We start from the raw sequence: 23,631 nt of genomic DNA, 5'->3' as shown, positions 1-23,631 counted from the left end.
CCAACGGACGCCCCCGATCCCAGTGTTCTCGTCACGGCATCGCGTGGATCCGGGCCGGCGATCGGGAATCAGTACAGGGAATCCCCGCCCGGGGAGGGCGAGGTCGCCGACCCCAGCCTGTCGACCCCAGCGCCACCCCCGGCCCCCGAGCTAGTCCTCCGGGTCCTGGTAGGGCGAGGGGACGTCCTTGTCGGTCAGACTGGTGGCGTAGTCGGGCACCTCGTGCTGCAGCGCCTTCTCGGTCCGCCGGTAGCCGTCGGACTCCGGGCGCGCCGGCAGCACGATCTTCGGCGGCCGGACATGCTCGTACGGCACCGAGTCGAGCAGGTGGGCGATCATGTTGATCCGCGCCGCCCGCTTGTCCTCGGACTCCACGACCCACCACCTGGCCTCTGGCAGGTCGGTATGGACGAACATCTCGTCCTTGGCTCGGGAGTACTCCTCCCACTTGGTCAACGACTCCAGGTCGGTCGGGGACAGCTTCCACCGGCGCATCGGGTCGGTCAGTCGCGACTGGAAGCGCGCGTACTGCTCCTCGGCGGAGACCGAGAACCAGTACTTGCGCAGGATGATGCCGTCCTCGATCAGCATCCGCTCGAAGATCGGGCACTGGCGCAGGAAGCGTACGTACTCGTCAGGTGTGCAGAACCCCATCACGCGCTCCACGCCGCCACGGTTGTACCAGGAGCGATCGAACAGCTTGATCTCCCCCGCGGCCGGCAGGTGCGGGATGTAGCGCTGGAAGTACCACTGCGTACGTTGCCGCTCGGTCGGCGCCGGCAGTGCGACGGTCTCGGCGACACGAGGGTTGAGGTACTCGCTGACCCGCTTGATCGCGCCCCCCTTGCCAGCCGCGTCACGCCCTTCGAAGATCACCACCATCCGCTGTCCGGTGGTCTTGATCCACTCCTGCATCTCGACCAGCTCGCCCTGCAGGCGTAGCAGCTCGGCCTCGTAGATCTTCTTGTCCATCCGCTGCCGGGTCACCGGCTGGTCGCCGTTCTTCGCCTTGTTGGCCATGGATCCATGCTTCCACCCGAGCGGCACCGCGTCACCCCCTCGGCCAGCCCCGACGACGGCCGCTGCCCCGGGACCCGCCGGCCGCCCCCCGAGGATCTCAGGACCGGCCGCGGACCACACGACCATCCGCCGACCTCAGGACCCGCCGGCACTCCTCGCGGGTGCCGGGGAAGGCCGCAGGGTGGCGAACGGGTCGGTCACCTCGAGCTCCCGATGGGTGAACCTGAACAACTTGCCCGGGCGGCCACCGGCACTGCCAGGGGCGGAGACTGCGCCGGTGGCCTCCAGCTGGCCGCGCCGCCCCAGCACACGCTGCAGGTTGGTGGCGGTGACGTCGTGGCCCAGTGCCGCCGCGTACGCATCCCGCAGCCCGGCCATGGTGAACTCCGCCGGCGCCAGCGCGAACCCGATGTTGGTGTACGAGAGCTTGGCTCGCATCCGGTCCACCGCGTGCCGGACCACCGCGGCGTGGTCGAACGCCATGGCCGGCAGCTCGGCGACCGGCAGCCAGGCGGCCGTCCCCGGTAGTTCCGGATCGCTCGTCCAGGGCAGCAGTCCCAGGAAGGCGGTGGCGATGGTCCGGTCGTACGGATCGCGGCCCGGACTGCTCAGCGTCTCCAGCTGCTCCAGGTGCGCCACCTCGGCCAGGTCCAGCTTGGTCGCCAGGTGGCGTCGCACGCTCTGCCCGATCGACTCGTCGACCTCCACCGGCCCGCTCGGCAGCGCCCAGCTCGCGGCGTACGGGGCCCGTAGCCGTCGCCGGGCCAGCACCGACAGCACCATGCCGTCCGGGCCCGGGCGCACCTGGAGCACCGCGGCGATCGCCTCGTGCCGGAATTTGGCGACTCCACCGGCATCCCGCAACGGGCCACTGCCGGCCACCCGGCCGCAGTCGGCCGCCGTTCGCTCCTGGTTCCCGATGGTTTCGCCCGCCGTCCCCTTGCGCTCACCCACGTGTCTCATGTTACAGTTCCAACCAGTTTTCGCCTCATAGTCGAAAACGCGGCAGAGGAGACTCCATGACCATCACCGACATCACCGGCACCGACTCCCGGACCTGGACCGCCGACCAGTGGCAGTCCTGGCGCCAGGAGGTCCGCCGGCTGGCCGACGCCCAGGACGCCGTGATCCTGGCGCACAACTACCAGCCCGCGCCCATCCAGGACGTCGCCGACCACGTCGGTGACTCGCTGGCCCTGTCCCGGCTGGCAGCCGAGTCCTCGGCCGGCACCATCATCTTCTGTGGGGTGCACTTCATGGCCGAGACGGCCAAGATCCTCTCCCCCGACAAGCGGGTGCTGATCCCGGATGCGGCCGCGGGCTGCTCGCTGGCCGACACCATCGACGCCGACCAGCTGCGCGCCTGGAAGGCCGAGCACCCGGACGCGGTCGTCGTCTCGTACGTCAACACCACCGCCGCGGTGAAGGCCGAGACCGACATCTGCTGCACCTCCTCCAACGCGGTCGAGGTGGTCGAGTCGATCCCCGCGGACCGGCCGGTGCTGTTCGGCCCCGACCAGTTCCTCGGCGCGCACGTGCGCCGGATGACCGGGCGGGACAACATCCACGTCTGGCTCGGCGAGTGCCATGTGCACGCCGACATCTCCCCCAGCGCCCTGGTCGACAAGGTGCACGCCAACCCCGACGCCGACCTGTACGTCCACCCCGAGTGTGGCTGTACCACCAGCGCGCTGTGGCTGGCCGACTCCGGTGAGCTCCCGCAGGAGCGTACGCACATCCTGTCCACCGGCGGGATGCTCGACCTGGCCCGGAAGGAGACCGCCACCAAGGTGCTCGTGGCCACCGAGATCGGCATGCTGCACCAGCTGCGGCAGGCGAACCCGCACACCGTCTTCGAGGCGGTCAACCCGAAGGCCGCCTGCCCGTTCATGCAGATGACCACTCCCGAGAAGCTGCTCGCCAGCCTGCGCGACGGCACCGACGAGGTGCAGGTTGCCCCCGAGATCGCGGCCAGGGCCCGTGCCGCGGTCGAGCGGATGATCGCCATCGGCAACCCCGGGAAGGGCGAGTGAGATGACCCGCTCCCCCGCACGCCAGATCCCCACCCCCGCCCCGGCCTGGCGACGCGAGACGGGCGTGGTCATCGTCGGCTCCGGCGCCGCCGGCCTGTCCGCCGCCGTCCACCTGGCCGCCGCCGGGGTACCAGCGGTGCTGCTGACCCGCGCCGGCCTGACGGACAGCTCGACCGACTGGGCCCAGGGCGGTCTCGCCGCGGTCTGGGCCCAGGACGACTCGGCCACCTGCCACGTCGAGGACACCCTCGTGGCCGGCGCCGGCCTGTGCGAGCCCGCCGCCGTCCGCCAGCTGGTCGAGGCCGCCCCCGCCGCGATCCGACGACTGGTCACCCTCGGGGCACAGTTCGACCGCGACGCCGACGGATCGTACGACCTGCACCTGGAGGGCGGCCACCACGCCCGCCGGATCCTGCACGCCGGCGGCGACGCGAGTGGCCACGAGGTCGAGCGGGCCCTCTCCGACGCACTGCGCCGCGCGGTGACCACCCCCGGCTCCTCGGTCGAGGTCGTCGAGCAGATGCGCGCGGTCGACGTGCTCACCGACCCGGCCGGCCGGGCCCGGGGCGTACGCGTCCGCCAGCACGACGGGACGATCGGGGAGTGGCTCGCCCCCGCCGTCGTAATGGCCAGCGGCGGGATGGGCCAGGTCTGGCCGCTCACCACCAACCCGGCCGTGGCCACCGGCGACGGCCTGGCGATGGCCTACCGGGCCGGCGCCGAACTGCGGGACCTGGAGTTCGTCCAGTTCCACCCGACGGTGCTGTGGATCGACCCGGCCGACCGCATCCCCGGCGACCGCGGCGTCCTGGTCTCCGAGGCAGTGCGCGGGGAGGGTGCCGTGATCATCGACCACGCCGGTACGCGCGTGATGGCCGACCGGCACCCGTTGGCCGACCTGGCCCCCCGCGACGTCGTCTCGGCGACGATGCAGGCCCACATGGCCGGCACCGGCGAGCCCCACCTGTTCCTCGACGGCCGCTGCTTCGGGGAGACGACCTGGCAGGAGCGGTTCCCCTCCATCCTGCGGATGTGCCGCGAGCGCGGGATCGACCCGGTGACCGAGCCCATCCCGGTCCGGCCCGGCGCGCACTACCTGTGCGGCGGCATCGCCGCCGACCTGGACGGACGGACGACGGTCCCGGGCCTCTACGCCGTCGGCGAGGTGGCCGGGACCGGGGTCCAGGGAGCCAACCGGCTCGCCTCGAACTCGGTCACCGAGGCCCTGGTCGCCGGCGACCGGGTCGGGGCCCTGCTCGCGGCCGCGGCCACCGGCAGGGGTGGGGTGCCGGCCACCGACCTGGCCCCCGGACCGGACCACCGGCGGGCAGGGTCGGCCCGTCCCGTCCCGGCAGGCACCGTCGACCCGGCGCACCGCGAGGAGCTGCGGACGATCATGGACCGCGGCGTGGAGGTGTCCCGCACCGCCGAGGCGCTCTCCTCAGCGCTGGAGGCGCTCGCCGGGCTGCCTGGGACCGACGCCCCGCTCGACGACGAGGTGCTCGACATGACCAACATGCACACGGTGGCCGTCCTGGTCGCCACGGCGGCGCTGGCCCGCACCGAGTCCCGCGGGTGCCACCGCCGCGCCGACCACCCCGCACCGGCCGAGCTGTGGCAGCGCCACCTGCACCTCTCGCTGGGACCGGGCACCGGCCCCCGGGTGGTCTCCCGCCCGCTCGGGGAGGACCCCGACAGCACCCTCGCCGCCCGTCCCTACGTCCAGCCCCAGGAGGCCCTGGCATGACCAGCACCACCACCAGCCCCGATACCGCCGGCACCGGCACCGTCCTGCCCTGGCCCGAGGAGACGACCCGTGCGCTCGAGGCCGCCGGCCTGGACCCGCTGCACGTCGCCGAGGTCGCCGACCGTACGCTCGCCGAGGACCTGCAGTGGGGCCCCGACGTCACCAGCGAGGCCACCCTGCCGGCCGAGGCGACCGGCACCGCCGACGTGGTGGTCCGCCGGCCCGGCTGCCTGGCCGGGGTCCCGGTCGCCGCAGCGGTGCTGTACACCCTGGCGGCGGCCCAGGGCGTGGACCTGACGGTCCAGACGGTGGCCGCCGACGGGGACCGGGTCGGGACCGGCGACGTCGTGCTCACCGCCACCGGACCGCTGCGTACGCTGCTGACCGCCGAGCGCAGCATGCTCAACATCCTCTGCCAGCTCTCCGGGGTCGCCACCGCGACGGCGGCCTGGGCCGATGCGCTGGCCGGCACGCCGACCCGGGTGCGGGACACCCGCAAGACCGTTCCGGGCCTGCGGGTGCTGCAGAAGTACGCGGTCCGCTGCGGTGGTGGGGTCAACCACCGGATGGGACTCGGCGACGCCGCCCTGGTCAAGGACAACCACGTCGCGGCGGCCGGTTCGGTGGCCGCAGCGTTCCGCGCGGTCCGCGAGTACGCCCCGCAGACCGCCGTCGAGGTCGAGTGCGACACCCTCGCCCAGGTCGCCGAGGCGATCGAGGCCGGCGCCGACCTGGTGCTGCTGGACAACATGGACGCCGACACCGTCAGCGAGGCGGTCGCCCTAACCCGCCCCGCCGGCGTACGGACGGAGGCCAGCGGCGGGCTCACCCTGGCCGACGCGCCCGCGTACGGCAGGACCGGGGTGGACTACATCTCGGTCGGCGCACTGACCCACTCGGCGCCGGTACTGGACCTGGCGTTCGACCTGCGCGCCTGAGATGTCCCGGGACGTACGGCCGGGGGCCGTGCGCCCCGGGGGACGAGAACGGCCGGCCGACTGCGACGTACGCAACCGGCCGGCCGTTCCGCGTCGGAGCGAGGTCAGCGGACCAGGACGTCCACCGGCTCCCCCAGCTCGTCGGTGCCATGGAGGGTCGACACCAGCGGCGGGTTGCGCAGGTCTGCGTCATGGTTGAGGTACGCGCGGGTCTCCCGGGCGATCAGCCCACCGCAGACCAGCAGGCCGATCAGGTTCGGCAGCGCCATCAGGCCGTTGGCGATGTCGGAGAAGGTCCACACGGTGTCCAGCTCGATGGTCGCACCGACGAACACCACCAGGGTGAAGACGACCCGGTAGACGTACACCGCCCGGACGCCCCACAGCCGCTCGGCGTTGCGCTCGCCGTAGTACTCCCAGCCCAGGACCGTCGAGTAGGCGAAGAAGATGACGGCGATGGTGACCAGGTAGTGGCCCCAGTCGCCGGGCAGGCCCATGTCGAAGGCGGCCGAGGTGATCTGGGAGGCCTTCAGGCCCGGCACCTGCCAGGCACCGGTGGTGACGATGACCAGGCCGGTCATCGAGACCACGATGATCGTGTCGATGAAGGTCTGGGTCATCGAGACCAGGCCCTGGCGGACCGGGTGGGCGGTCTTCGCGGCCGCAGCGGCGATACCGGCCGTACCGAGGCCGGACTCGTTGGAGAAGATGCCGCGGGCCACGCCGAACTGGATCGCCGCCGCGACGCCGGCGCCGACGAAGCCGCCGGTCGCCGCGGTGCCGGTGAAGGCATCGGAGAAGATCACGCCGAAGGCTGGCAGCAGGTTGCCGATGTTCAGCACCAGGACCAGCAGGGCCGCCGCGATGTAGAACACGATCATCAGCGGCACGAACGCGGCCGTCACCTTGCCGATCGACTTGATGCCGCCGATCACCGCCAGGCCGGTGGCGATCACGAGCAGCAGGCCGGTGATCCACGGCGCGACCTGGAAGCTGCCCTCGATCTGCGTCACCACGGTGTTGACCTGCGTCATGTTGCCGATGCCGAAGGAGGCGACCAGCGCGAAGACCGCGAACATCACCGACAGGGTCACTCCCAGGCGCCCCGGGATCGCCTTGGCGAGGTAGTGCTGCGGGCCGCCGTTCATGCCGCCGTTGGCGTCCTGGCTGCGGAACCGCACGCCCATGAACGCCTCGGCGTACTTGGTCGCCATGCCGAGCAGCGCGGTCACCCACATCCAGAAGACGGCTCCGGGCCCGCCGAGGCTGATCGCGGTCGCCACGCCGGCGATGTTGCCGACGCCGACGGTTGCCGCCAGGGCGGTGGTCAGTGCCTGGTAGTGGGAGACGTCGCCCTCGGCATCCTCCCGGGAGTCGCCGAAGGCCAGCCGGAGGGCGGCCCCGAGCTTGAGGAATTGCAGGCCGCCGAGCCGGATCGTCAGGTAGACGCCGGTGCCCAGCAGCAGGGGGATCAGTAGGTACGGGCCCCAGATGAACCCGTCGATGGTGTCGAGAGCGCCTTGCAGACCGTCCATGGCCAGCTCCCCTCCTCCGTCGCGGTGCGGCGACGGCTCGTCCGAAACCCCGGGCCGGGGTGGCCGGGGAGCGCCGCGCGACAAGCGGTCGGTACGACGCTCGCACGAACGTAGCGGACCCGGTGGCCGCCGCACACCCTCTTCAGGCCGCCCGGTACAGAGCTGTAATCGGAACCGAACATGCCGAAACCGGTGCCGACAAGCTGTGATACTCCTCACACCTGCTGTGAACCGCTTCGTCCCCCTTCCACAGCGGCGTCTTGCGAGGCACACTTGGTGGCGCAGTTCCCCGTGTCCCCGACGAGAGGAGAGCCAATGAGCAGCCCTGATTCTTCGACCGAACCGATGTGTGCCTGCGGCTGCGGCGCTACCGTCGCTGCCTGCACGTGCCCCAACTGTGACCACAAGGCCAAGGCCTGACGGAACCGAGACCCGTCGGCCGGACCGGCCTGAACGTACGACGATCGAGCGCCTGTTCCGGGCGGGGTCACTCCCCCCAGAACAGGCGCTCGACGACACCCCGGGCCCGGTGGGTGACCTCGCGGTAGTGCGCCTTGAGCGGGCCTGACCCCTCGAAACCCATCGCCGCCGCGACCGCGGCACCGTCGGCGCCGTCGGTCGGCAACGTGTCGGAGGCCCGGGCGCGGACCAGCATGATCACGTTGCGGATCCGGCTGGCCAGCAGCCAGGCCTGCTCCAGGATCTCGGCATCGGACTCCGACACCAGTCCCAGCTCCCGCTCCGCGCGCAGCGCGGGCAGGGTCTCGGTCGTCCGCAGCTGCGGATGCTCGTACGCGTGCTGCAGCTGGATCAGCTGGACCACCCATTCCACGTCACTCAGGCCACCCGGGCCCAGCTTGGTGTGCCGGGAGCGCTCGACCCCGCGAGGCAGCCGTTCGGACTCCATCCGGGCCTTGAGCCGGCGGATCTCGACGACCTGCTTGTCGGTCAGCCCACCCTCGGGCCAGCGCAGCGGATCGATCACCTCGACCAGGCTGTTGCCCAGCTCCCGGTCCCCGGCACCCACCGCGCAGCGGACCAGGGCCTGGGCCTCCCAGGTCGAGGACCAGCGCTGGTAGTAGGCGCGGAACGACTCCAGCGTGCGGACCATCGGGCCGCCCTTGCCCTCCGGGCGCAGGTCTGCGTCGATCTCCAGTGCGGGGTCGGCGCCCGGGCGCCGCAGCAGTTCGCGCAGCCGGGTGATGGCCGCGATCGCCCGACGCTGGGCCTCCGGGTCGTCGCTGTCCTCCATCACGAACATGCAGTCGGCATCCGAGGCGTACGACATCTCGCCGCCACCCCAGCGGCCCATCGCCATGATCGCGATCGCCGGCAGCGGCTCGCCACGCTGCTCGGCCTCCCGGGAGACGACCTGGAGCGTGGCGTCCAGCGTGGCGGCCGCGATGTTGGACAGGGCCTCCCCCACCGCCTCGATGTCGATCCGCCCCAGGATGTCGGCCATCGAGGTCCGGAGCAGCTCCCGGCGGCGCTGGGCCCGGATTGCGTCCGCCGCCCCGAGGGCATCGTCGTGGCGCAGGGCGATGGCGGTGAAGTCGGCCCGCAGCTTCTCCGCGGGGCGCGGGATCGAGTCGCCCTCGTCGGTCAGCAGCTGCACCGCCTGCGGGGCGCGCAGCAGCATGTCGGTGGCATAGCGGCTGGTCGACAGGACCAGCGCCAGCCGTTCGGCCATCGTGCCACCGTCCCGCAGGGCGCGCAGGTACCAGGACGTACGCCCCAGGGCCTCGGAGACCTTCCGGAACGCCAGCAGTCCGGCGTCCGGGTTGGGCCCGTCGGCGAACCAGCCGAGCATCGCCGGCAGGATCTGCCGCTGGATCTCCGCCGGCCGGCCCATCCCCTGGGTCAGCGCCTCGATGTGCTGGAGCGCGGCCCGCGGGTCCGCGTAGCCGAGGCCGTGCAGCCGGTCCTGCGCGGCCTGGGTGGTCAGGCGCAGGGCCTCGCTGGTGATGTGCGAGACGGCCTCGAGCAGCGGGGAGTAGAAGATCCGCTGGTGCAGCGCCACCACTCGGCGGGTGCTGTCCCGCCAGGCCTTGACCAGTTCCTCGGCGGGGTTGCGGCGGAAGCCGAGCGAGCGCCCGAGCCGGCGCAGGTCCACCGGGTCGTCCGGGACCAGGTGCGTACGCCGCATCCGGTACAGCTGGACCCGGTGCTCCATCGCCCGCTGGAAGCGGTAGGCCGCGGCCATCTCCGCGCCGTCCTCGCGACCCACGTAGCCGTACTCGACCAGCGCTTCCAGCCCGGGCAGCGTGCCGGACTTGCAGACCCGCTCGTCGACCCGGCCGTGCACCAGCTCGAGCAATTGCACGGTGAACTCGGTGTCGCGCAGGCCGCCCTCGCCGAGCTTGATCTCCCGGTCCCGTTCCTTCGCCGGGATCAGCCGGACCACCCGCCTGCGCATCGCCTGCACGTCGTGGACGAACCCCTCCCGGCCCCCGATCTGCCACACCATCGGCGAGACCATGTCGACGAACGCCCGGCCGAGCGCCAGGTCACCGGCGGAGGCCCGGGCCTTCAGCATGGCCTGGAACTCCCAGCTCTTGGCCCACTTCTCGTAGTAGGTGCCGTGGCTGGCCAGGGTCCGGACCAGCGGCCCGGCCTTGCCCTCGGGGCGCAGGGCCGCGTCGACCGGCCAGATCGTCCCGACACCGGTATGGGCCGAGCAGATCCGGGCCAGGGCGGAGGCGATCCGGCTGCCGAGGACGGTCAGGTCGTTCCCGCCGATGCACGGGGCGCCCTGGTCGTCCACGTGTGGCTCGACGACATAGAGCACATCGACGTCGGAGATGTAGTTCAGCTCCTGGCCGCCGGTCTTGCCCAGCGCCACCACGGCGAACCGCAGCCGGGCGGCCTGGTCGGCCCCGACCTCGCCGCGGGCGATGGCCAGTGCCGCCTCGAGCACCGCGTCGGCCAGGTCGGACAGTTCGGCCGAGATGTCCGGCTGGATGGTCGCGGGGTCCTCGGCCGAGAGGTCCCGGGCCGCGATCCGCAGCACCGCGGCGTGGTAGGCGAGACGCAACTCGTCCCCGCTGAGGTGGGCCGCCACCGGCTCCGTCGCGTCCGGGTCCGCCCCGACAGCCACCAGCAACTGCCTACGCAGGGTGGCCGCGGGCGTGCGGGCCAGGCTCCCGGCCAATTGGTCGACATGGGTGGGGTGGCGGACCAGGTGCTGCTGCAGACCGGCGCTGGCCCCCAGGACATGGACGAGCCGAGTGGCCAGTGCCGGGTCCTCGGCCATCCTGGCGTGCAGTCCGGGATCCTCGTCCGCCAGCCGGTAGAGCCCGGTCAGGGCCAGGTCCGGATCGGCCACCCCGCTCAGCAGGTCGGCGCAGTCCGTGGCACCACCGGGCCAGGTCGACAGCATGGCCAGGGCGCGCTGCGTGTCGGTGAAGCCCAGGCGGGCCAGGCGTCCGAGGTTGGTCTCCAACCGATCCATGCCCAGCATCGTACGACGTGGTCCCCGTTCCCCGGCGCCCGGCGACGAACCCGCTTGTCGTGGCCATGGTGGGCGGTCCGTCCACTGGTCCTGGTGAAACGTAGGTGAAACCCTCAGCGGGTAACGTCCGACGGGTGGCAGCATCGATGAGATCCCAGCGACAGGTCCAGCAACTGCGACAGACCCTCGTCGATGCACTGCACACCATGGTGGAGACGACCCGCGCGCTGCACCCGGAGGACTACGCCCTGCCCGCCCCACTGCCTGGCTGGGACGTACGGCTGCTGACCGGACTGGCCCTCGGGCAGCTCACCGACATGGCCGCCCAGCTGGAGCGTCCCTCCGTCACCCGCCCGGTGAACCTCGACGTGTACGCCACGCACATGCTCGCGACGGCCTCGCGCCGGCACAGCCGGGCCGCGGCGATCGCCGACCGTGACAGCGGCCCCCGTCTGGGCGAGCAGCTGATCTCCCAGGCCGAGGAGCTCGCCGTCGCCCTGGGCGAGGGAGACCTGCCGCCGGTGGTCGACACGGGGGCCGGGCAGCTCAGCCTGCTGGACTTCCTACGGGTGCACGTCACCGAGATCGCGGTGTACTGCGACGACATGCGGCGCGGCCTGGCCGTGACGGACCGCAAGGTCCCCCCGGCGGACCGGGCCGTCGTCGCCACCGCGGTCCGGGCCCTGGCCGACGTCCTCGCGGCACGCACGCCTGGGCAGGCGATCGAGGTACGGGTCCCCCCGTTCGCCGCGGTGCAGATCGGTGACCCCGCCGCGACGCCGGCCGGGCGGCTGGTCTCGGCACCCACCCACACCCGGGGGACCCCACCGGCGGTGATCGAGATGGACCCGGCGACCTTCCTGCAGCTCTGCGCCGGCCGGCTGGCCTGGGGCGAGGCGGTCAGCACCCATGCGGTGTCGGCCTCCGGGCAGCGGGCGGACCTGTCCCGCCTGCTACCCGTGATGCAGTGAACCCCTCTGAGCAGTGACCCGTCGGCCCCTCAGAGGTTGGGCAGCATCGTGTCCAGTTCGTACGCCGTGACGCGGTGGCGGTAGGCGGCGAACTCGGCGCGCTTGTTGCGCAGGAAGTACTCGTAGACGTGGGTGCCGAGGGTCTCTGCGACCAGCTCGGAGCCCTCCATCACCCGGATCGCCTCCTCCAGGCTCCGCGGCAACGGTTCGATGCCGAGCATCTTGCGCTCCCGGTCGTTCAGCGACGACACGTCGTCCTCGGCCTCGGCGGGCAGTTCGAGCTCCCGCTCGATGCCGTCCAGACCGGCAGACAGGGCCAGGGCGTACGCCAGGTACGGGTTCGCCGCGGTGTCGATGGAGCGCAGCTCGACCCGGGCCGAGCTTCCCTTGGTCGGCTTGTACATCGGCACCCGGACCAGCGCGGAGCGGTTGTTGCGGCCCCAGCTGATGAAGGAGGGCGCCTCGTCCCCGTGCACCAGGCGCTTGTACGAGTTCACCCACTGGTTGGTGACGGCGGTGATCTCGGCCGCGTGCGAGAGGAGACCGGCGATGAAGTGCCGCCCGGTCCGGGACAGGTTGTACTCCGCGGAGGCGTCATGGAAGACGTTGTTGTCGCCCTCGAAGAGCGACAGGTGGGTGTGCATGCCGGAGCCGGGCTCGTCGGTGAAGGGCTTGGGCATGAAGGTGGCCCGGAAGCCCTGGCTCATCGCGACCTCCTTCACCACCACCCGGAAGGTCATGATGTTGTCTGCCATCGAGAGCGCGTCGGCGTAGCGCAGGTCGATCTCCTGCTGGCCGGCACCCGCCTCGTGGTGGGAGAACTCGACCGAGATCCCCATCTGCTCCAGCATGGTGATCGCGGCCCGGCGGAAGTCCGTGCCCTGCGGCTGGGCCGTGTGGTCGAAGTACCCGGAGTGGTCGATCGGCGTCGGCTCGGCACCCGGCTGGCGCTCGGGCTCGATCAGGAAGAACTCGATCTCCGGATGGCAGTAGAAGGTGTAGCCCATGTCCGAGGCGCGAGCCAGCGTCCGCTTCAGCACGTAGCGCGGATCGGCCCACGACGGGGAGCCATCGGGGTGGCGAATGTCGCAGAACATCCGGGCCGTCCCTCCTGCCTCCTCACGCCAGGGCAGCAGCTGGAAGGTGGACGGATCGGGGTGGGCGACCATGTCGGACTCGTAGACGCGGGCGAAGCCCTCGACCGCTGACCCGTCGAAGCCGATCCCCTCGTCGAAGGCGCCCTCGAGTTCGGCCGGTGCGATGGCGACCGACTTGAGGAATCCCAGCACGTCGGTGAACCACAGCCTGACGAAACGGACGTCTCGCTCCTCGAGCGAACGGAGCACGAATTCGGTCTGCTTGTCCATGGCCACAGTCTGCCGCGAAACGTGTTTCAGTGGTGTGACGATGGACCGCCGACTTCGCCACGTCCCCCTTCGCCACCTCCCGGCACCCCTCACCGGGGCCCCACAGGACCGCGAGGGTAGAGTCATGGCGTGACCGATCGGCACCTGTACGGATGGAACCGACGCCGGGACGAGCACGGCTCCTGGGCCGGTTGGCCGCGCCCTGCACGGGTCCGGCAACCGGCCGCGGACCAGCACCCCCGGTCGGCGCCCTCACCGCGGTCGGCGCCCTCGCCACAACCCGCACCGCAGGTCGTCCCGCTCGGCGGCGACCTGGCACTGGTGTCGGTGGGCCAGTGGGACGAGGAGTCCGCGACGACGATCCAGATGCCGGCGATCCGTGACGAGCCCCCGTCCGCACCGGGGCCCGATCCCTCCCGGGAAGGCCGCGGCTAGCCGACCTGCGCCGGACCCGAGCAGGCCCGGTCAGCGATCCTTGTCGTCCTCGTCATCGTTCCAGCGCGGATCCTCGTCCCACGCCTCGTTGCGCTCGCTGACTCGCTCCAGAGCGTGCTGGGCCTCCTCACGCGTGTCGTACGGCCCCAGCCGGTCCGCCGCCCGGCACCCTCCGTAATGCTCCACGGCGTGGTGCTTGATGCAGTACCACCAGGTGTCTTCCAACTCGGTCATGGTCATCTCCGATCGCCCGAAGCACGGTGCGCCGACGTACCGTCCTTCCCAGCATGGCACGCCTGTCCCTCTGGCTGCCACGCCTCCTTGCTATCGTGTGGCGACCGGTCGAGATGGGGTGACGATGGACGACCATGGAACGCCTGGGCTCGACCTGGTGGTACTCGGGACGCACTTCCGGGTGCTGACCCGCCGGGCCGCCACGCGCGATGCGCTGGCCCAGCAGTGGAGCCGGTGCCTTGCTCCGTCCGACGCCGAGGCGATCGAGACCGACGCGGGGGACACCGGGGACTTCCTGGAGCGGGACGGCTACGGTCTGGCCTCCCAGCTCACCTTGCAGGCCATCGAACGTGCGATGGGCGAGCGGTTGATGTTCCACGCCGCAGGGCTGGCCACGCGCCAGGGCGACGTGGTCGCCCTGGTCGCCCCCTCGGGCACCGGCAAGACCACCGCCGCCCGGACCCTGTGTGCCGACGCGTTCGGGTACGTGACGGACGAGACGGTCTCGGTCGGCATCGGTGCCGAACCGGACGTGCTGCCCTACCCCAAGCCGTTGTCCGTGGTGACCGAGCAGAACGGTCGCAAGGCCCAGCACGGCCCGGACGAACTGGGTCTGGCCCCGACCCCGTCGCACCTGCGGCTGACCCGGCTGGTGCTGCTCGATCGCCACGAGGAACCGACCGTCCCCTCGCTCTCCCCGGTCGACCTGCTGGACGGCCTGCTCGAGGCGTCCCAGCAGATCTCCGCGCTGTCCGCGCTGCCCGACCCGCTGCAGGTCCTGTGCCGCACCGTCGACCGCTGCCACGGCGTGGTCCGGCTCTCCTACTCCGACATCGCCGAGACGACCGACCTGCTGACCGACCTCGCGGCGACCCCACCCGTCCGGGCAGCGGAGAACTGGCAGCCCTGGCGGCCACAGGGCCGGCCCGACCACTGGACCGATGCCGTCAGGATCGGCGAGGAGGTCCTGGTCCTGGTCGGGACGGTTCCGGTCCGGCTGGGACCGATCGGCTGGACCGCCCTGGAGGTCCTGCTACGTGGCGGGGACGAGGCCGAGGTCCTCAGCGAGGCGACCGAACGCTACGGGGAGCACCCCGCGGCCGCGTCCCTGGTGGCGGACGCGATCGCAGCGATCCGGGCGGGCGGCCTCCTCCCCCTGCCCTGACCGGCTGCCCGGGCGCCCGCTGTCAGGACTCGGCCCACCCCGCGGTCGCCGAGTACCCTGTGCATCGTGACACCCGTCGAACAGTTCCCCGTGACCCCTGTCCTGTCCGTGCCGGCCGGCATCGAGCGCCCCGAGTACGCCGCGAAGGCGAAGGACGACCCGACGATCGACGCGTACGACGGGCCGGACGTGCAGAGCGCCGAGACGATCGAGAAGATGCGCGAGGCCAGCCGGATCGCGGCGAACGCCATGCACGAGGCCGGCCGCGCGGTCGCCCCCGGCATCACCACCGACAAGCTGGACCGGATCGCCCACGAGTACATGTGCGACCACGGGGCGTATCCGTCCACCCTGAACTACCGCGGCTACCCCAAGTCGATCTGCACCTCGGTCAACGAGGTGATCTGCCACGGCATCCCGGACCTGCGCCCGCTCGAGGACGGTGACATCGTCAAGATCGACGTCACCGCGTACAAGCACGGCGTCCACGGCGACAACTGCTACACCTTCCTGTGCGGCGACGTCGCCCCCGAGGTGGTCGACCTGGTGGACCGTACGAAGGAGGCGATGGACCGCGCGATCAAGGTGGTCAAGCCCGGGCGACGGGTGAACGTGATCGGCCTGGCGATCGAGAAGTACGCCAAGCGCTTCGGGTACGGCGTGGTCCGTGACTACACCGGACACGGCGTGCACTCCGCCTTCCACTCCGGCCTGGTCATCCCCCACTACGACTCGCCGTTCGCCACCACCCTGCTGAAGCCGGGCATGACGTTCACGATCGAGCCGATGATCACCCTGGGCGGGATCGACTGGTACCAATGGGACGACGACTGGACCGTGCTGACCAAGGACGGCAGTATCTGTGCCCAGTTCGAGCAGACCATGGTGGTGACCGACGACGGCGTCGAGGTGCTCACCGTCGCGGACGACCCCGTGGTGCGGTAGTCACAGGATCTCTCGGTAGGAGCTTCCCCACCGGAGTCGGTACATTGGGCAGGCGCCGGACAGGCTCCCGGCACTTCCCCAGAACAGCCATCCGAATCCTGCAGGAGGACCAGGCGTGGATACGCTCCTCGACATCGTCGGTATCACCAAGTCGTACGGGACCACCCGGGTCCTGGACGGTGTGGACCTCAAGGTCGGCCGAGGCCAGGTGATCGGTGTCGTCGGTGAGAACGGTGCAGGCAAGACCACACTGATGTCGATCTTCGCCGGCCACCAGCAGGCCGATGGCGGCACCATGCGGTTGAACAACGCCCCGTACTGGCCCAAGAGCACCGAGGACGCCCAGTCCCGCGGCGTCGGCATCATCCAGCAGGACTTCACGCTGGACCCGGCGATGACCGTCGCCCAGGCGATCTTCCGCAACACCTACCAGGCCGACCGGCCCCAGCGGGCGCTGATCCGCCCGGCCCAGTGGCTGCTCGACGACGCCGGCGTACGACTCTCCCCCGACAGCCCGCTGGGCGGCCTCGCCCATGCCGAGCAGGGCCTGGTCGAGGCGGTGCGCCTGCTCGCGGAGGACGCGCAGCTGGTGATCATGGACGAGGTGGCGGCATCGCTGAACGTCCAGGAGCTCGACCAGCTGCACTTCATCATCAGCCGGCTGACCCGCCAGGGCCGGTCAGTGCTGTACGTCTCGCACCGGCTGCGCGAGGTGCAGGCCGTCGCGACCCACATCGCGATCGTCCGCGACGGGCGGATCCCGGAGGTCCTCGACCCGCTGACGGTGACGACCGAGGACATCGCCGCCCACATGCGTACGCGCTCGGCACGTCGCGCCTGGTTCCCGGACCGCCTCGACGAGGAGCTCACCGAGAGCGTGCCCGAGGAGGCCGCCACGTTCGGGGCACCCGAGGAAGCCACCGGGTTCGGCGTCACCCCAGCACCCGATCACACCCCGGCACCCGAGCACACCCCGGCACCCGATCACACCCCGGCACCCGATCACACCCCGGCACCCGATCACACCCCGGCACCCGAGCACACCCCGGCACCCGAGGCGTTCGGCCAGGCGCCGGCACCGATGGACGCCTCCGCGACCTCGGACGCGCCGGCCCCGGTGGACGCCGCGCAGCCGGCCGTCGAGGAGCCTGCGGCCGCCGCCGACCCGGCCCCGGGCCCGTCCCGCGGCCGGCGGGCGATGGCCGCCGACGACGGTCGCAACTACGACGCCCTCGGCACCGACACCCCGCTGCTGGAGATCGAGGGGCTGGACGCTCCGGGTGCCCACGACGTGAGCTTCACGGTCCGCACCGGGGAGGTCATCGGTCTCACCGGTCCCCGGCACGCCGGCCAGGACGCAGTGGTGGCCGCGCTCAACGGGCGCGCTCCCGGCACCTTCCGTACGCTGCGCATCAACGGCTACAACCGTACGATCAACTCCCCCGCCGACGCCGCCACGATGCGGATCGCCTACCTCGCCGGCCCCGACGAGGAGGCCCCGCAGGAGCGTCGCCGTTCGTTGGCCCGGGCGATGATGGCCGGCGGCTGGGCCGACGGCTCCGACTTCGACACCGAGGTCGAGGGACTCTCCCAGATGATGTCGGCCCTGGAGAAGCTCCAGAACGCCTCGAAGAAGCTGCGCGGGCGCCGCGCTCGCCGGGCAGGTCTGCCGGCCGTGGAGGCGGAGGCGCTGTCGGGTGGCCAGCAGCAGATGGTGCTGCTCGGTGACTGGATGACCCAGGACGCCGACGTACTGATCGTCAGCGAGCCCGGCCGTGGCCTGGACCACGACGCCCGGGCAGCCATGCGGGCGAAGCTGAACGAGGCCGCGGAGAACGGCGCGGCCGTCCTGCTGGTCTCCTCCGACATCGACGAGCTGGCCACGTCCTGCCGGCGCGTCCTGGTGTTCGACCAGGGCTCGATCGTCCAGACCATCGAGGGCTCGCCGATCACCCACGACCAGCTGATGTCGGCCTTCGCGACCGTCGGCTGAGGCGTAGCACGGCGACGGTCGAACCCTGACCGAAAGTGGATTCCCCGGGCCCTGTGGGTGTGTCCATACTGGAATCCCTCCCACCGTGGTGCCGACCGGCGGCGGATCGCTGTCAGGTGGTTTCCTCGGGCGATTGGTTTCCTCGGGCGATCACGCCGGGAGGACGCGCCCGCATGTCCCGGTCCGCCCTGGCCGGTGACCCTGTCTGAAGGCCCGGACCTCGCCATGCTCTGAGACCCAGTCCGGGATCCGCCGTTCCGATGGCCCTGAGGAGGGCTCATGCTGACCGGAATCGACGTCTCGTCCCACCAGGGGCCCTCACCGGACTGGCGCGGCAGCCAGGTCGTCGGGGTGAAGGCGACCCAGGGGGTGTCGTACACCAACCCGCACTGGAAGGCGCAGGTCAACGGCTCGCGCGCCATCGGTGCCCGGACGATCCACTACCACTACCCGAACCTGTCACGTGACGGCGCCCTCGAGGCACGGTTCTTCCTGGACACGATCCAGCCCCTTCTGTCGGACACGGATGTGCTGTGCCTTGATTGGGAGTGGTACGACCAGAGCAACGCCGACATCCTCGGCTCCTCCGCCCTCGAGGGCAGGACGCCCCAGCAGGTCGCGGCCCTGGTCGCCCAGCGGGCCCGGGAGTACCGGGCCCAGTTCGCCGCCGAGGTGCGGCGCCTCGCGCCGGGGCGCCGCCTGCTGCTCTACTGCGACCGCAACATCTGGACCACTGTCGACGACACGTCCGATGCGCTGGACGGGCTGTGGATCGCCGACCCGGACAACCCGGCCGGCGTGCCCGGCATCAAGCACCCCTGGGTCGGCCACCAGTGCGCGTGCGATCCGGTCGACCAGGACGTGTGGGCGTTCGACTCACTCGCCGCCTGGGACGAGTGGGCCCTCGGCGGCGCCCCGATCCCACCCGACCCGCCCCAGCCCGAACCGCCCCCACCGGAGCCGACCCCCGACGACGGGCAGAACCGCGACTGGCCCGCCGGTGCGTCCCCCTGGACCACCACCCTGACCCTGCAGCGGCTGCAGAAGGCGGCCCGCCAGGACGACCTGACCGGCGAGGACCACGTCCACCGGGTCCAGGCCTGCGCCTCGATCCGAGCGACCCTCGACCTGGCCCAGGACACGATCATGCCGCCGCAGGGCACCCCCTGGACCACCCACTTCAGGTACTACTGGTCGGCCTGGCAGCGCAGCCTGGGCTACACCGGCGCGGACGCCGACGGGGTACCCGGCGAGACGTCGGTCTACCGCCTCACCGAGCGGATCGGCCTGCGGTACTGGGACGCCGACCGCCAGCGCGACACCCCCTCCACCCCCACCTCGGGCCGGGTTGACGCCCCGGTCCCCGGCTGCGGGGTCTCCACCCCGTACGGGAAGCGGAAGGCAGGACTGTGGCCGGCAAAGGGCTACCACACCGGGGACGACTACGCCTGCCCCGAGGGCACCCCTGTCGTGGCGGTCCGGCCCGGCACCGTCACCGTCCGCGACGACGGGGTCCTGGGCTGCATCGCCATCCTGTCCGCCGACAACGGCCGCCACTACTGGTACTGCCACCTGCTCAAGGGCAGCCGGGTGACCGGACCGGTCGAGGCGGGGCAGGTGATCGCGAAGTCATCCGACACCGGCACAGGCGCCCGCGGGAAGCACCTGCACTTCGAGGACAACGCCTCGCCGACGACCTGGGGCACCGACCGGCGGCCCGACTGGTGAGCCGGGACGGGGAAGTGGGGGACGAGTCGAGCTGTAAGCCGGGTTCTGTGACGCCCGAGGGCGCCGACGACCATCTATCTTGGACCGCTGTTGCCAGCGGCCTCACGCGACCTACCCGGAAGCTCGGGCGAGCAGCCCTCGAACGCTCCCTGTGTGGTCTTGCTCCGGGTGGGGTTTACCGAGCCACCCCAGTCACCTGGGGTGCTGGTGGTCTCTTGCACCGCCGTTTCACCCTTACCTGCCTTGCGGCAGGCGGTCTGTTCTCTGTGGCACTGTCCCGCGGGTCACCCCGGGTGGGCGTTACCCACCACCCTGCTCTTCGGAGCCCGGACTTTCCTCAGCACCAAGGTGCCGCGGCCGTCCGCTCGACTCGTCCGAACGCCCAGTGTACGCCACCGGCGAGGATGGACCGACCAGGCTGAACTCGGTCCGGCCCTCCGCCACGTCCACCCCGTCCAGCCGTACCCGGATCCGCTCCCCCAGCGGTGGCGTGCCGACGACATCGGCCTCCACTGCGGGCTTGCTGATCATCACCTTGGCCCGCTCCGGCGCCTTGCCCCGCAGTTCGGTCACGGTCCCGACGAACTCCTGGCCGACCCGCCCCGACAGCGTCAGCGCCTCGGTCATGTCGATGATCGCGTGCTCGAAGGTGGCGGCTCGGGAGTTGGACGCGCTCATCTCCTCCGGCAGCCGGTCGAGGGAGGCCAGCACCCATTCCGGGACCGGCTTGCCGGCGCACAGCGCGACACAGGTCTCCTCGGCGTACCGGTCGACCAGGCGGCGCAGCGGCGCGGTCACGTGGGCGTACTCGGTGGCCAGGGCGGCGTGCGTGTCCTGGACCGGGCGCTCCCCGTTGAAGGCGTGGTAGCCGGCGCCGCGGAACAGCATGGTCGCGGCCTCCCCCATCGCCGCATGCTCGGGCCGATGCATGTCGAGGCTGCGGATGAACTCCGGGTAGGGCATCTCCACGGGCCAGGGGATCTCCAGCGCCCGCGCCGTGCGGTGCAGCTTGGCCAGCGCCGACTCCTCCGCCGGAGGCAGCGTCCGCAGGATCCCGATGTTGTGCTCGAGCATGATCCCGGCCGCCGACATCCCGGTGAGCAGGGAGACCTGCGCGTTCCAGTCCTCCACCCGCACCGGGTCGCGGAACCGCAGCCGCCACTTGCCCGGGGCCCGTACCTCGATCTCCTGCTCGGGGATGTTCAGGCTGACGCCGCCGCGGGCGATCTCGCGCTCCTCACGCAGCAGCCCGACGTCGCGCAGCAGGTCGAGCGAGTCGTCCGCCCGGTCGGTGTCCAGCTCCATCTGCACCTCGTCGTACGTCAACTGGGCGCGCGACCGGACCAAGGCACGGACGACCGTACGATCCAGGGTCGCACCGTCCGCGTCCAGACGGATCTGCCACAGCAGCGAGGGACGCGTCTGGCCGGCCAGCAGGCTCGCAGCTCCCTCGGAGAGCACCGGCGGGTGCAGCGGGAACCGGCGGTGCGGGGCGTAGAACGTCTGGCCGCGCCGGTGCGCCTCGAGGTCGACCGGGTCCCCCGGGCGGACGAAGGCGGCCACGTCGGCGATCGCGTACGTGACCAGGTAGCCGGCCCCGTCACGGGCGATGTGCAGGGCCTGGTCAAGGTCGCGGGCGCCCGGAGGGTCGATCGTCACCAACGGGATGTCCGTGCGGTCCAGCGCCGGCAGCCGGGGCTCGCGGGCGGCGGCCTCCGCAGCGGCGAGGACGTCAGCGGGGAACTGTTCGGGAATGTTCAGCTTGGCCTGCAGGCGGGCGACGCCCTCGGCGAGCGCCGACGGCACGACGCCGTGCAGGTTCAGGTGACGCGCGGGCATGTCCCCACCCTACGGCGCTGATCCCGGCCCGGACAGGGCCGACACCGACAGCAGCCCGGAGCCGGACGGTCAGCCCTGCTCAGAGGCCCGACTCCTCCGTACGCACCAGGATCCGCCCGCACTCGGCGCACCGGACCACGTCGTCACCGGCCGCGGCGGCATAGGAGCGCAGGTCGGAGGCGTTCGCGACCAGCCCGCAGCCCTGGCAGCGGCGGGCCGTCAGCGCGGCCGCCCCCGAGCCACTGTGCTGGCGGATCTTCTCGTACAGGCCGTACAGGTCCTGCGGCAGGTCCTTGACGATCGTGGCCCGCTCGGCCAGGTAGGCCTTGGCATCCGCATCGATCTCCTGGGCCACCTTGGTGCGGGCGGCCACCGCGGCGTTCAGCCGCTCGGCCAGCGTTCCGCGCCGGGCGGCGACCTCGTCGCGTAGGGCGGTGGCCTGGTCGAGGCGGTCCAGCACCTCCAGCTCGGCATCCTCCAGCTCACCGATGCGCCGGTCCAGGTGCGCGACCTCGTCGACCAGCCCGCGCAGCGCCTTGGCGTCCACGTCACCGGCATCGATCCGGACCTGGTCACGACGGCGGCGGTCGCGGACCGGCTCCAGCTCGGTCTCGGCGCGGCGCTGCTCCAGCTCGGTGTCGGCGACGAGGGTCTCCGCCGAGGTCAGCTCGTCATCGATGGTTCCCAGCTCGGCCTGGATCCGCAGCACCTCGGCATGCTCGGGCAGGTGCCTGCGGCGGTGGGCCAGCTGGACGAGGACCGTGTCGACCTTGTTGAGGTCCAGCAGCCGGCGCTGCGCACTCTGTGGGGCTTTCATCGCCAATGTCCTCCGCTGTTCCGGTGTGGTTCTCCACTCTAGGCCAGCGCGGCCGTGACTGCCCACCCGACCGTCCCCGCCCCGATGCCGCGATACGGCACGGTCCGCTGGCAGCCGGTCCGCCATCTCTGGTCTAGTCGATCCCTGTCCATCGCCGAGACCCGGAGGCCCAGTGGCCAGCTCCCCCACGACAGCAGTGCCGATCCCGCGAGGGATGTACGTACGACTCGTCGTCGTCCTCGGACTGCTCGCCGCCATCGGCCCGTTGTCCACCGACGTGTACCTGCCGGCCTTCCCCGACATGGCCCGGGAACTGATGGCCACCCACTCCCAGGTCCAGTCGACCCTGGCCGGGTCGCTGATCGGCCTGGGTGTCGGGCAACTGGTCGCCGGGCCGCTGTCGGACTCCCTGGGGCGCCGGCTGCCGGTGATCGCCGGGATGGCCGCCCACACCCTGCTGTCGATCGGGTGTGCCCTGGCCGGCAACATCGACCTGCTCATCGTGCTGCGCGTGCTGCAGGGGCTGGCCGGCACCGCGGCGGCCGTCACCGCGATGGCGGTGGTGCGCGACCTGTTCACCGGTGAGCGGGCGGCGGCGCTGATGTCGCGGCTGATGCTGGTGATGGGCCTGGCCCCGGTGCTCGCCCCGACGGTGGGCGGCTTCATGCTCAAGGTGATGTCCTGGCGGGGGACCTTCGTGTTCCTCGCGGCGGCCGGCGTGGTGCTGCTGCTCGCCGCGGCGTTCTGGCTGCCCGAGACCCACCCCGCCGAACGCCGGATGGACCCGCACCCGGCCGCGACCGCCCGCGCCTACCTGGGACTGTTCCGCGACCCGGTGGTGATCGCCATGGTGGTCGGCAGCGCCGCCAGTGCCGGCACCCTGTTCAGCTACATCTCGGGCTCCTCCTTCATCCTGCAGGGCCAGTTCGGGCTGGACCCGCAGACGTACGCGCTGCTCTTCGGCGCGATCGGCCTGGCGATGGTCGCCGGTGGGCAGCTCAACCCGATCATGCTGCGCCGCTTCGGGCTGGTCCGGACCGAACTGGGCGCCACCGTCGCCTCGGTGGTCGTGGCCATCGTGCTGTTCGTGCTGGTCTCCCGCGGGATCGGCGGGGTGGTCGGCTTCGTGGCACCGCTGTTCTTCGCGATGGCCCTGGTCGCCATCCACAACGCGAACCTCACCGTCATCGCCCTGCACCGCCAGGGCCGTTCGGCGGGCACGGCGGCCGCCGTCCTCGGCGCCGTACGCTTCGCCATCGGCGGCGCCCTGGCCCCGGTGGTCGGCCTGGTCACCCGGGAGAGCCCGACCCCGCTGGCCCTGATCCTGCTCGGGACCTCCGTGGTCGGGCTGGTCGCCTACCTGCTGGTCCGCCCGGCGCTGCCCCGCTACCTGGCCTGAGCCCGTGGCACCCG

17 protein-coding genes, 1 other RNA gene and 1 pseudogene are annotated in these 23,631 nt (G+C 71.6%); 10 read left to right on the top strand and 9 right to left on the bottom strand.

The window, feature by feature from the left end; all coding sequences use genetic code 11:
- Positions 1–150: 150 nt before the first annotated feature.
- Together ppk2 and GA0111570_RS01815 are read right to left on the bottom strand one after the other, a co-directional pair.
- Entirely contained in the window at positions 151–1,020 is an 870-nt protein-coding gene (gene ppk2, locus GA0111570_RS01820; protein ID WP_342689703.1) for a polyphosphate kinase 2, read from the bottom strand.
- Between the two features lie 135 nt (positions 1,021–1,155).
- A complete protein-coding gene (locus tag GA0111570_RS01815; RefSeq protein WP_342689702.1) occupies positions 1,156–1,974 on the bottom strand; it encodes an NUDIX hydrolase in 819 nt (272 codons plus the stop codon).
- Between the two features lie 65 nt (positions 1,975–2,039).
- Here GA0111570_RS01815 and nadA point away from each other — a divergent pair, with 65 nt between their 5' ends.
- Genes nadA through nadC form a run of 3 tightly spaced genes read left to right on the top strand, consistent with a single transcriptional unit; the run spans position 2,040 to position 5,738 of the window.
- On the top strand, positions 2,040–3,053 hold the full coding sequence (nadA, locus tag GA0111570_RS01810; protein ID WP_092605736.1) for a quinolinate synthase NadA: 1,014 nt from the start codon (positions 2,040–2,042) through the stop codon (positions 3,051–3,053).
- 1 nt (position 3,054) lies between these two features.
- On the top strand, positions 3,055–4,800 hold the full coding sequence (gene nadB, locus GA0111570_RS01805; protein WP_092605734.1) for an L-aspartate oxidase: 1,746 nt from the start codon (positions 3,055–3,057) through the stop codon (positions 4,798–4,800).
- Entirely contained in the window at positions 4,797–5,738 is a 942-nt protein-coding gene (gene nadC / locus GA0111570_RS01800) for a carboxylating nicotinate-nucleotide diphosphorylase (protein WP_092605732.1), read from the top strand. The genes nadB and nadC overlap by 4 nt, the downstream gene beginning before the upstream one ends.
- 104 nt (positions 5,739–5,842) lie before the next feature.
- Here nadC and GA0111570_RS01795 read toward each other — a convergent pair whose 3' ends face one another.
- Complete coding sequence (locus GA0111570_RS01795; protein ID WP_092605730.1) at positions 5,843–7,273, bottom strand: alanine/glycine:cation symporter family protein; 1,431 nt, start codon at positions 7,271–7,273, stop codon at positions 5,843–5,845.
- A 487-nt stretch (positions 7,274–7,760) separates the two neighbouring features.
- Positions 7,761–10,724, bottom strand: a complete 2,964-nt coding sequence (locus GA0111570_RS01790) for a bifunctional [glutamine synthetase] adenylyltransferase/[glutamine synthetase]-adenylyl-L-tyrosine phosphorylase (protein WP_092605728.1) — start codon at positions 10,722–10,724, stop codon at positions 7,761–7,763.
- Positions 10,725–10,870: 146 nt separating this feature from the next.
- Here GA0111570_RS01790 and GA0111570_RS01785 point away from each other — a divergent pair, with 146 nt between their 5' ends.
- Positions 10,871–11,695, top strand: coding sequence for a sterol carrier family protein (locus tag GA0111570_RS01785; protein ID WP_092605726.1), 825 nt, complete (start codon positions 10,871–10,873; stop codon positions 11,693–11,695).
- Between the two features lie 29 nt (positions 11,696–11,724).
- Here GA0111570_RS01785 and GA0111570_RS01780 read toward each other — a convergent pair whose 3' ends face one another.
- Positions 11,725–13,062: a glutamine synthetase family protein gene (locus GA0111570_RS01780; protein WP_092605724.1), complete on the bottom strand. Its 1,338-nt coding sequence runs from the start codon at positions 13,060–13,062 to the stop codon at positions 11,725–11,727.
- Positions 13,063–13,191: 129 nt separating this feature from the next.
- On the opposite strand from GA0111570_RS01780, the gene GA0111570_RS01775 reads away from it, so the two are divergent.
- Entirely contained in the window at positions 13,192–13,497 is a 306-nt protein-coding gene (locus tag GA0111570_RS01775; protein ID WP_092605722.1) for a hypothetical protein, read from the top strand.
- A gap of 30 nt (positions 13,498–13,527) precedes the next feature.
- On the opposite strand, the gene GA0111570_RS01770 is transcribed toward GA0111570_RS01775, so the two are convergent.
- On the bottom strand, positions 13,528–13,731 hold the full coding sequence (locus GA0111570_RS01770; protein ID WP_217633967.1) for a hypothetical protein: 204 nt from the start codon (positions 13,729–13,731) through the stop codon (positions 13,528–13,530).
- Between the two features lie 124 nt (positions 13,732–13,855).
- On the opposite strand from GA0111570_RS01770, the gene GA0111570_RS01765 reads away from it, so the two are divergent.
- The 4 genes from GA0111570_RS01765 to GA0111570_RS01750 all read left to right on the top strand — a co-directional run bounded on the left by GA0111570_RS01765 (position 13,856) and on the right by GA0111570_RS01750 (position 19,562).
- Entirely contained in the window at positions 13,856–14,896 is a 1,041-nt protein-coding gene (locus GA0111570_RS01765) for a P-loop NTPase family protein (RefSeq protein WP_139283116.1), read from the top strand.
- A 189-nt stretch (positions 14,897–15,085) separates the two neighbouring features.
- The gene (map, locus tag GA0111570_RS01760) at positions 15,086–15,841 is read left to right on the top strand and encodes a type I methionyl aminopeptidase (RefSeq protein ID WP_217633985.1); all 756 of its coding nucleotides are present in this window, start codon (positions 15,086–15,088) and stop codon (positions 15,839–15,841) included.
- Positions 15,842–15,956: 115 nt separating this feature from the next.
- Positions 15,957–17,834 carry an ATP-binding cassette domain-containing protein gene (locus GA0111570_RS01755; protein WP_092605714.1) on the top strand — a complete coding sequence of 626 codons (1,878 nt, stop codon included), beginning with the start codon at positions 15,957–15,959 and terminating at the stop codon, positions 17,832–17,834.
- 279 nt (positions 17,835–18,113) lie between these two features.
- Positions 18,114–19,562, top strand: coding sequence for a GH25 family lysozyme (locus GA0111570_RS01750; protein WP_092605712.1), 1,449 nt, complete (start codon positions 18,114–18,116; stop codon positions 19,560–19,562).
- 18 nt (positions 19,563–19,580) lie between these two features.
- Here the strand turns inward: GA0111570_RS01750 and rnpB are convergent.
- From rnpB to GA0111570_RS01735, 3 genes and pseudogenes are all read right to left on the bottom strand, one after another.
- An RNA gene (rnpB, locus tag GA0111570_RS01745) (RNase P RNA component class A) lies at positions 19,581–19,935 on the bottom strand.
- Between the two features lie 98 nt (positions 19,936–20,033).
- Positions 20,034–21,401 (bottom strand): annotated as a pseudogene (locus GA0111570_RS01740) (ribonuclease catalytic domain-containing protein); the annotation flags it as partial.
- Between the two features lie 79 nt (positions 21,402–21,480).
- Positions 21,481–22,218 carry a zinc ribbon domain-containing protein gene (locus GA0111570_RS01735; protein WP_092605710.1) on the bottom strand — a complete coding sequence of 246 codons (738 nt, stop codon included), beginning with the start codon at positions 22,216–22,218 and terminating at the stop codon, positions 21,481–21,483.
- A 172-nt stretch (positions 22,219–22,390) separates the two neighbouring features.
- Here GA0111570_RS01735 and GA0111570_RS01730 point away from each other — a divergent pair, with 172 nt between their 5' ends.
- Complete coding sequence (locus GA0111570_RS01730; RefSeq protein WP_175557269.1) at positions 22,391–23,617, top strand: multidrug effflux MFS transporter; 1,227 nt, start codon at positions 22,391–22,393, stop codon at positions 23,615–23,617.
- The last annotated feature ends 14 nt before the right edge of the window (positions 23,618–23,631 follow it).

Source organism: Raineyella antarctica (assembly GCF_900092135.1).
Taxonomy (GTDB): domain Bacteria; phylum Actinomycetota; class Actinomycetes; order Propionibacteriales; family Propionibacteriaceae; genus Raineyella; species Raineyella antarctica.
Note: the sequence above shows the minus strand (reverse complement) of the source record. Positions and strands in the feature narration are given on the sequence as shown.

Coding starts and splice junctions, on each gene's coding strand:
- ppk2 (WP_342689703.1), bottom strand. CDS start 1,020: ATGGCCAACAAGGCGAAGAACGGCGACCAGCCGGTGACCCGGCAGCGG.
- nadA (WP_092605736.1), top strand. CDS start 2,040: ATGACCATCACCGACATCACCGGCACCGACTCCCGGACCTGGACCGCC.
- nadB (WP_092605734.1), top strand. CDS start 3,055: ATGACCCGCTCCCCCGCACGCCAGATCCCCACCCCCGCCCCGGCCTGG.
- nadC (WP_092605732.1), top strand. CDS start 4,797: ATGACCAGCACCACCACCAGCCCCGATACCGCCGGCACCGGCACCGTC.
- GA0111570_RS01795 (WP_092605730.1), bottom strand. CDS start 7,273: ATGGACGGTCTGCAAGGCGCTCTCGACACCATCGACGGGTTCATCTGG.
- GA0111570_RS01790 (WP_092605728.1), bottom strand. CDS start 10,724: ATGGATCGGTTGGAGACCAACCTCGGACGCCTGGCCCGCCTGGGCTTC.
- GA0111570_RS01785 (WP_092605726.1), top strand. CDS start 10,871: ATGAGATCCCAGCGACAGGTCCAGCAACTGCGACAGACCCTCGTCGAT.
- GA0111570_RS01780 (WP_092605724.1), bottom strand. CDS start 13,062: ATGGACAAGCAGACCGAATTCGTGCTCCGTTCGCTCGAGGAGCGAGAC.
- GA0111570_RS01770 (WP_217633967.1), bottom strand. CDS start 13,731: ATGACCGAGTTGGAAGACACCTGGTGGTACTGCATCAAGCACCACGCC.
- GA0111570_RS01765 (WP_139283116.1), top strand. CDS start 13,856: ATGGACGACCATGGAACGCCTGGGCTCGACCTGGTGGTACTCGGGACG.
- GA0111570_RS01750 (WP_092605712.1), top strand. CDS start 18,114: ATGCTGACCGGAATCGACGTCTCGTCCCACCAGGGGCCCTCACCGGAC.
- GA0111570_RS01735 (WP_092605710.1), bottom strand. CDS start 22,218: ATGAAAGCCCCACAGAGTGCGCAGCGCCGGCTGCTGGACCTCAACAAG.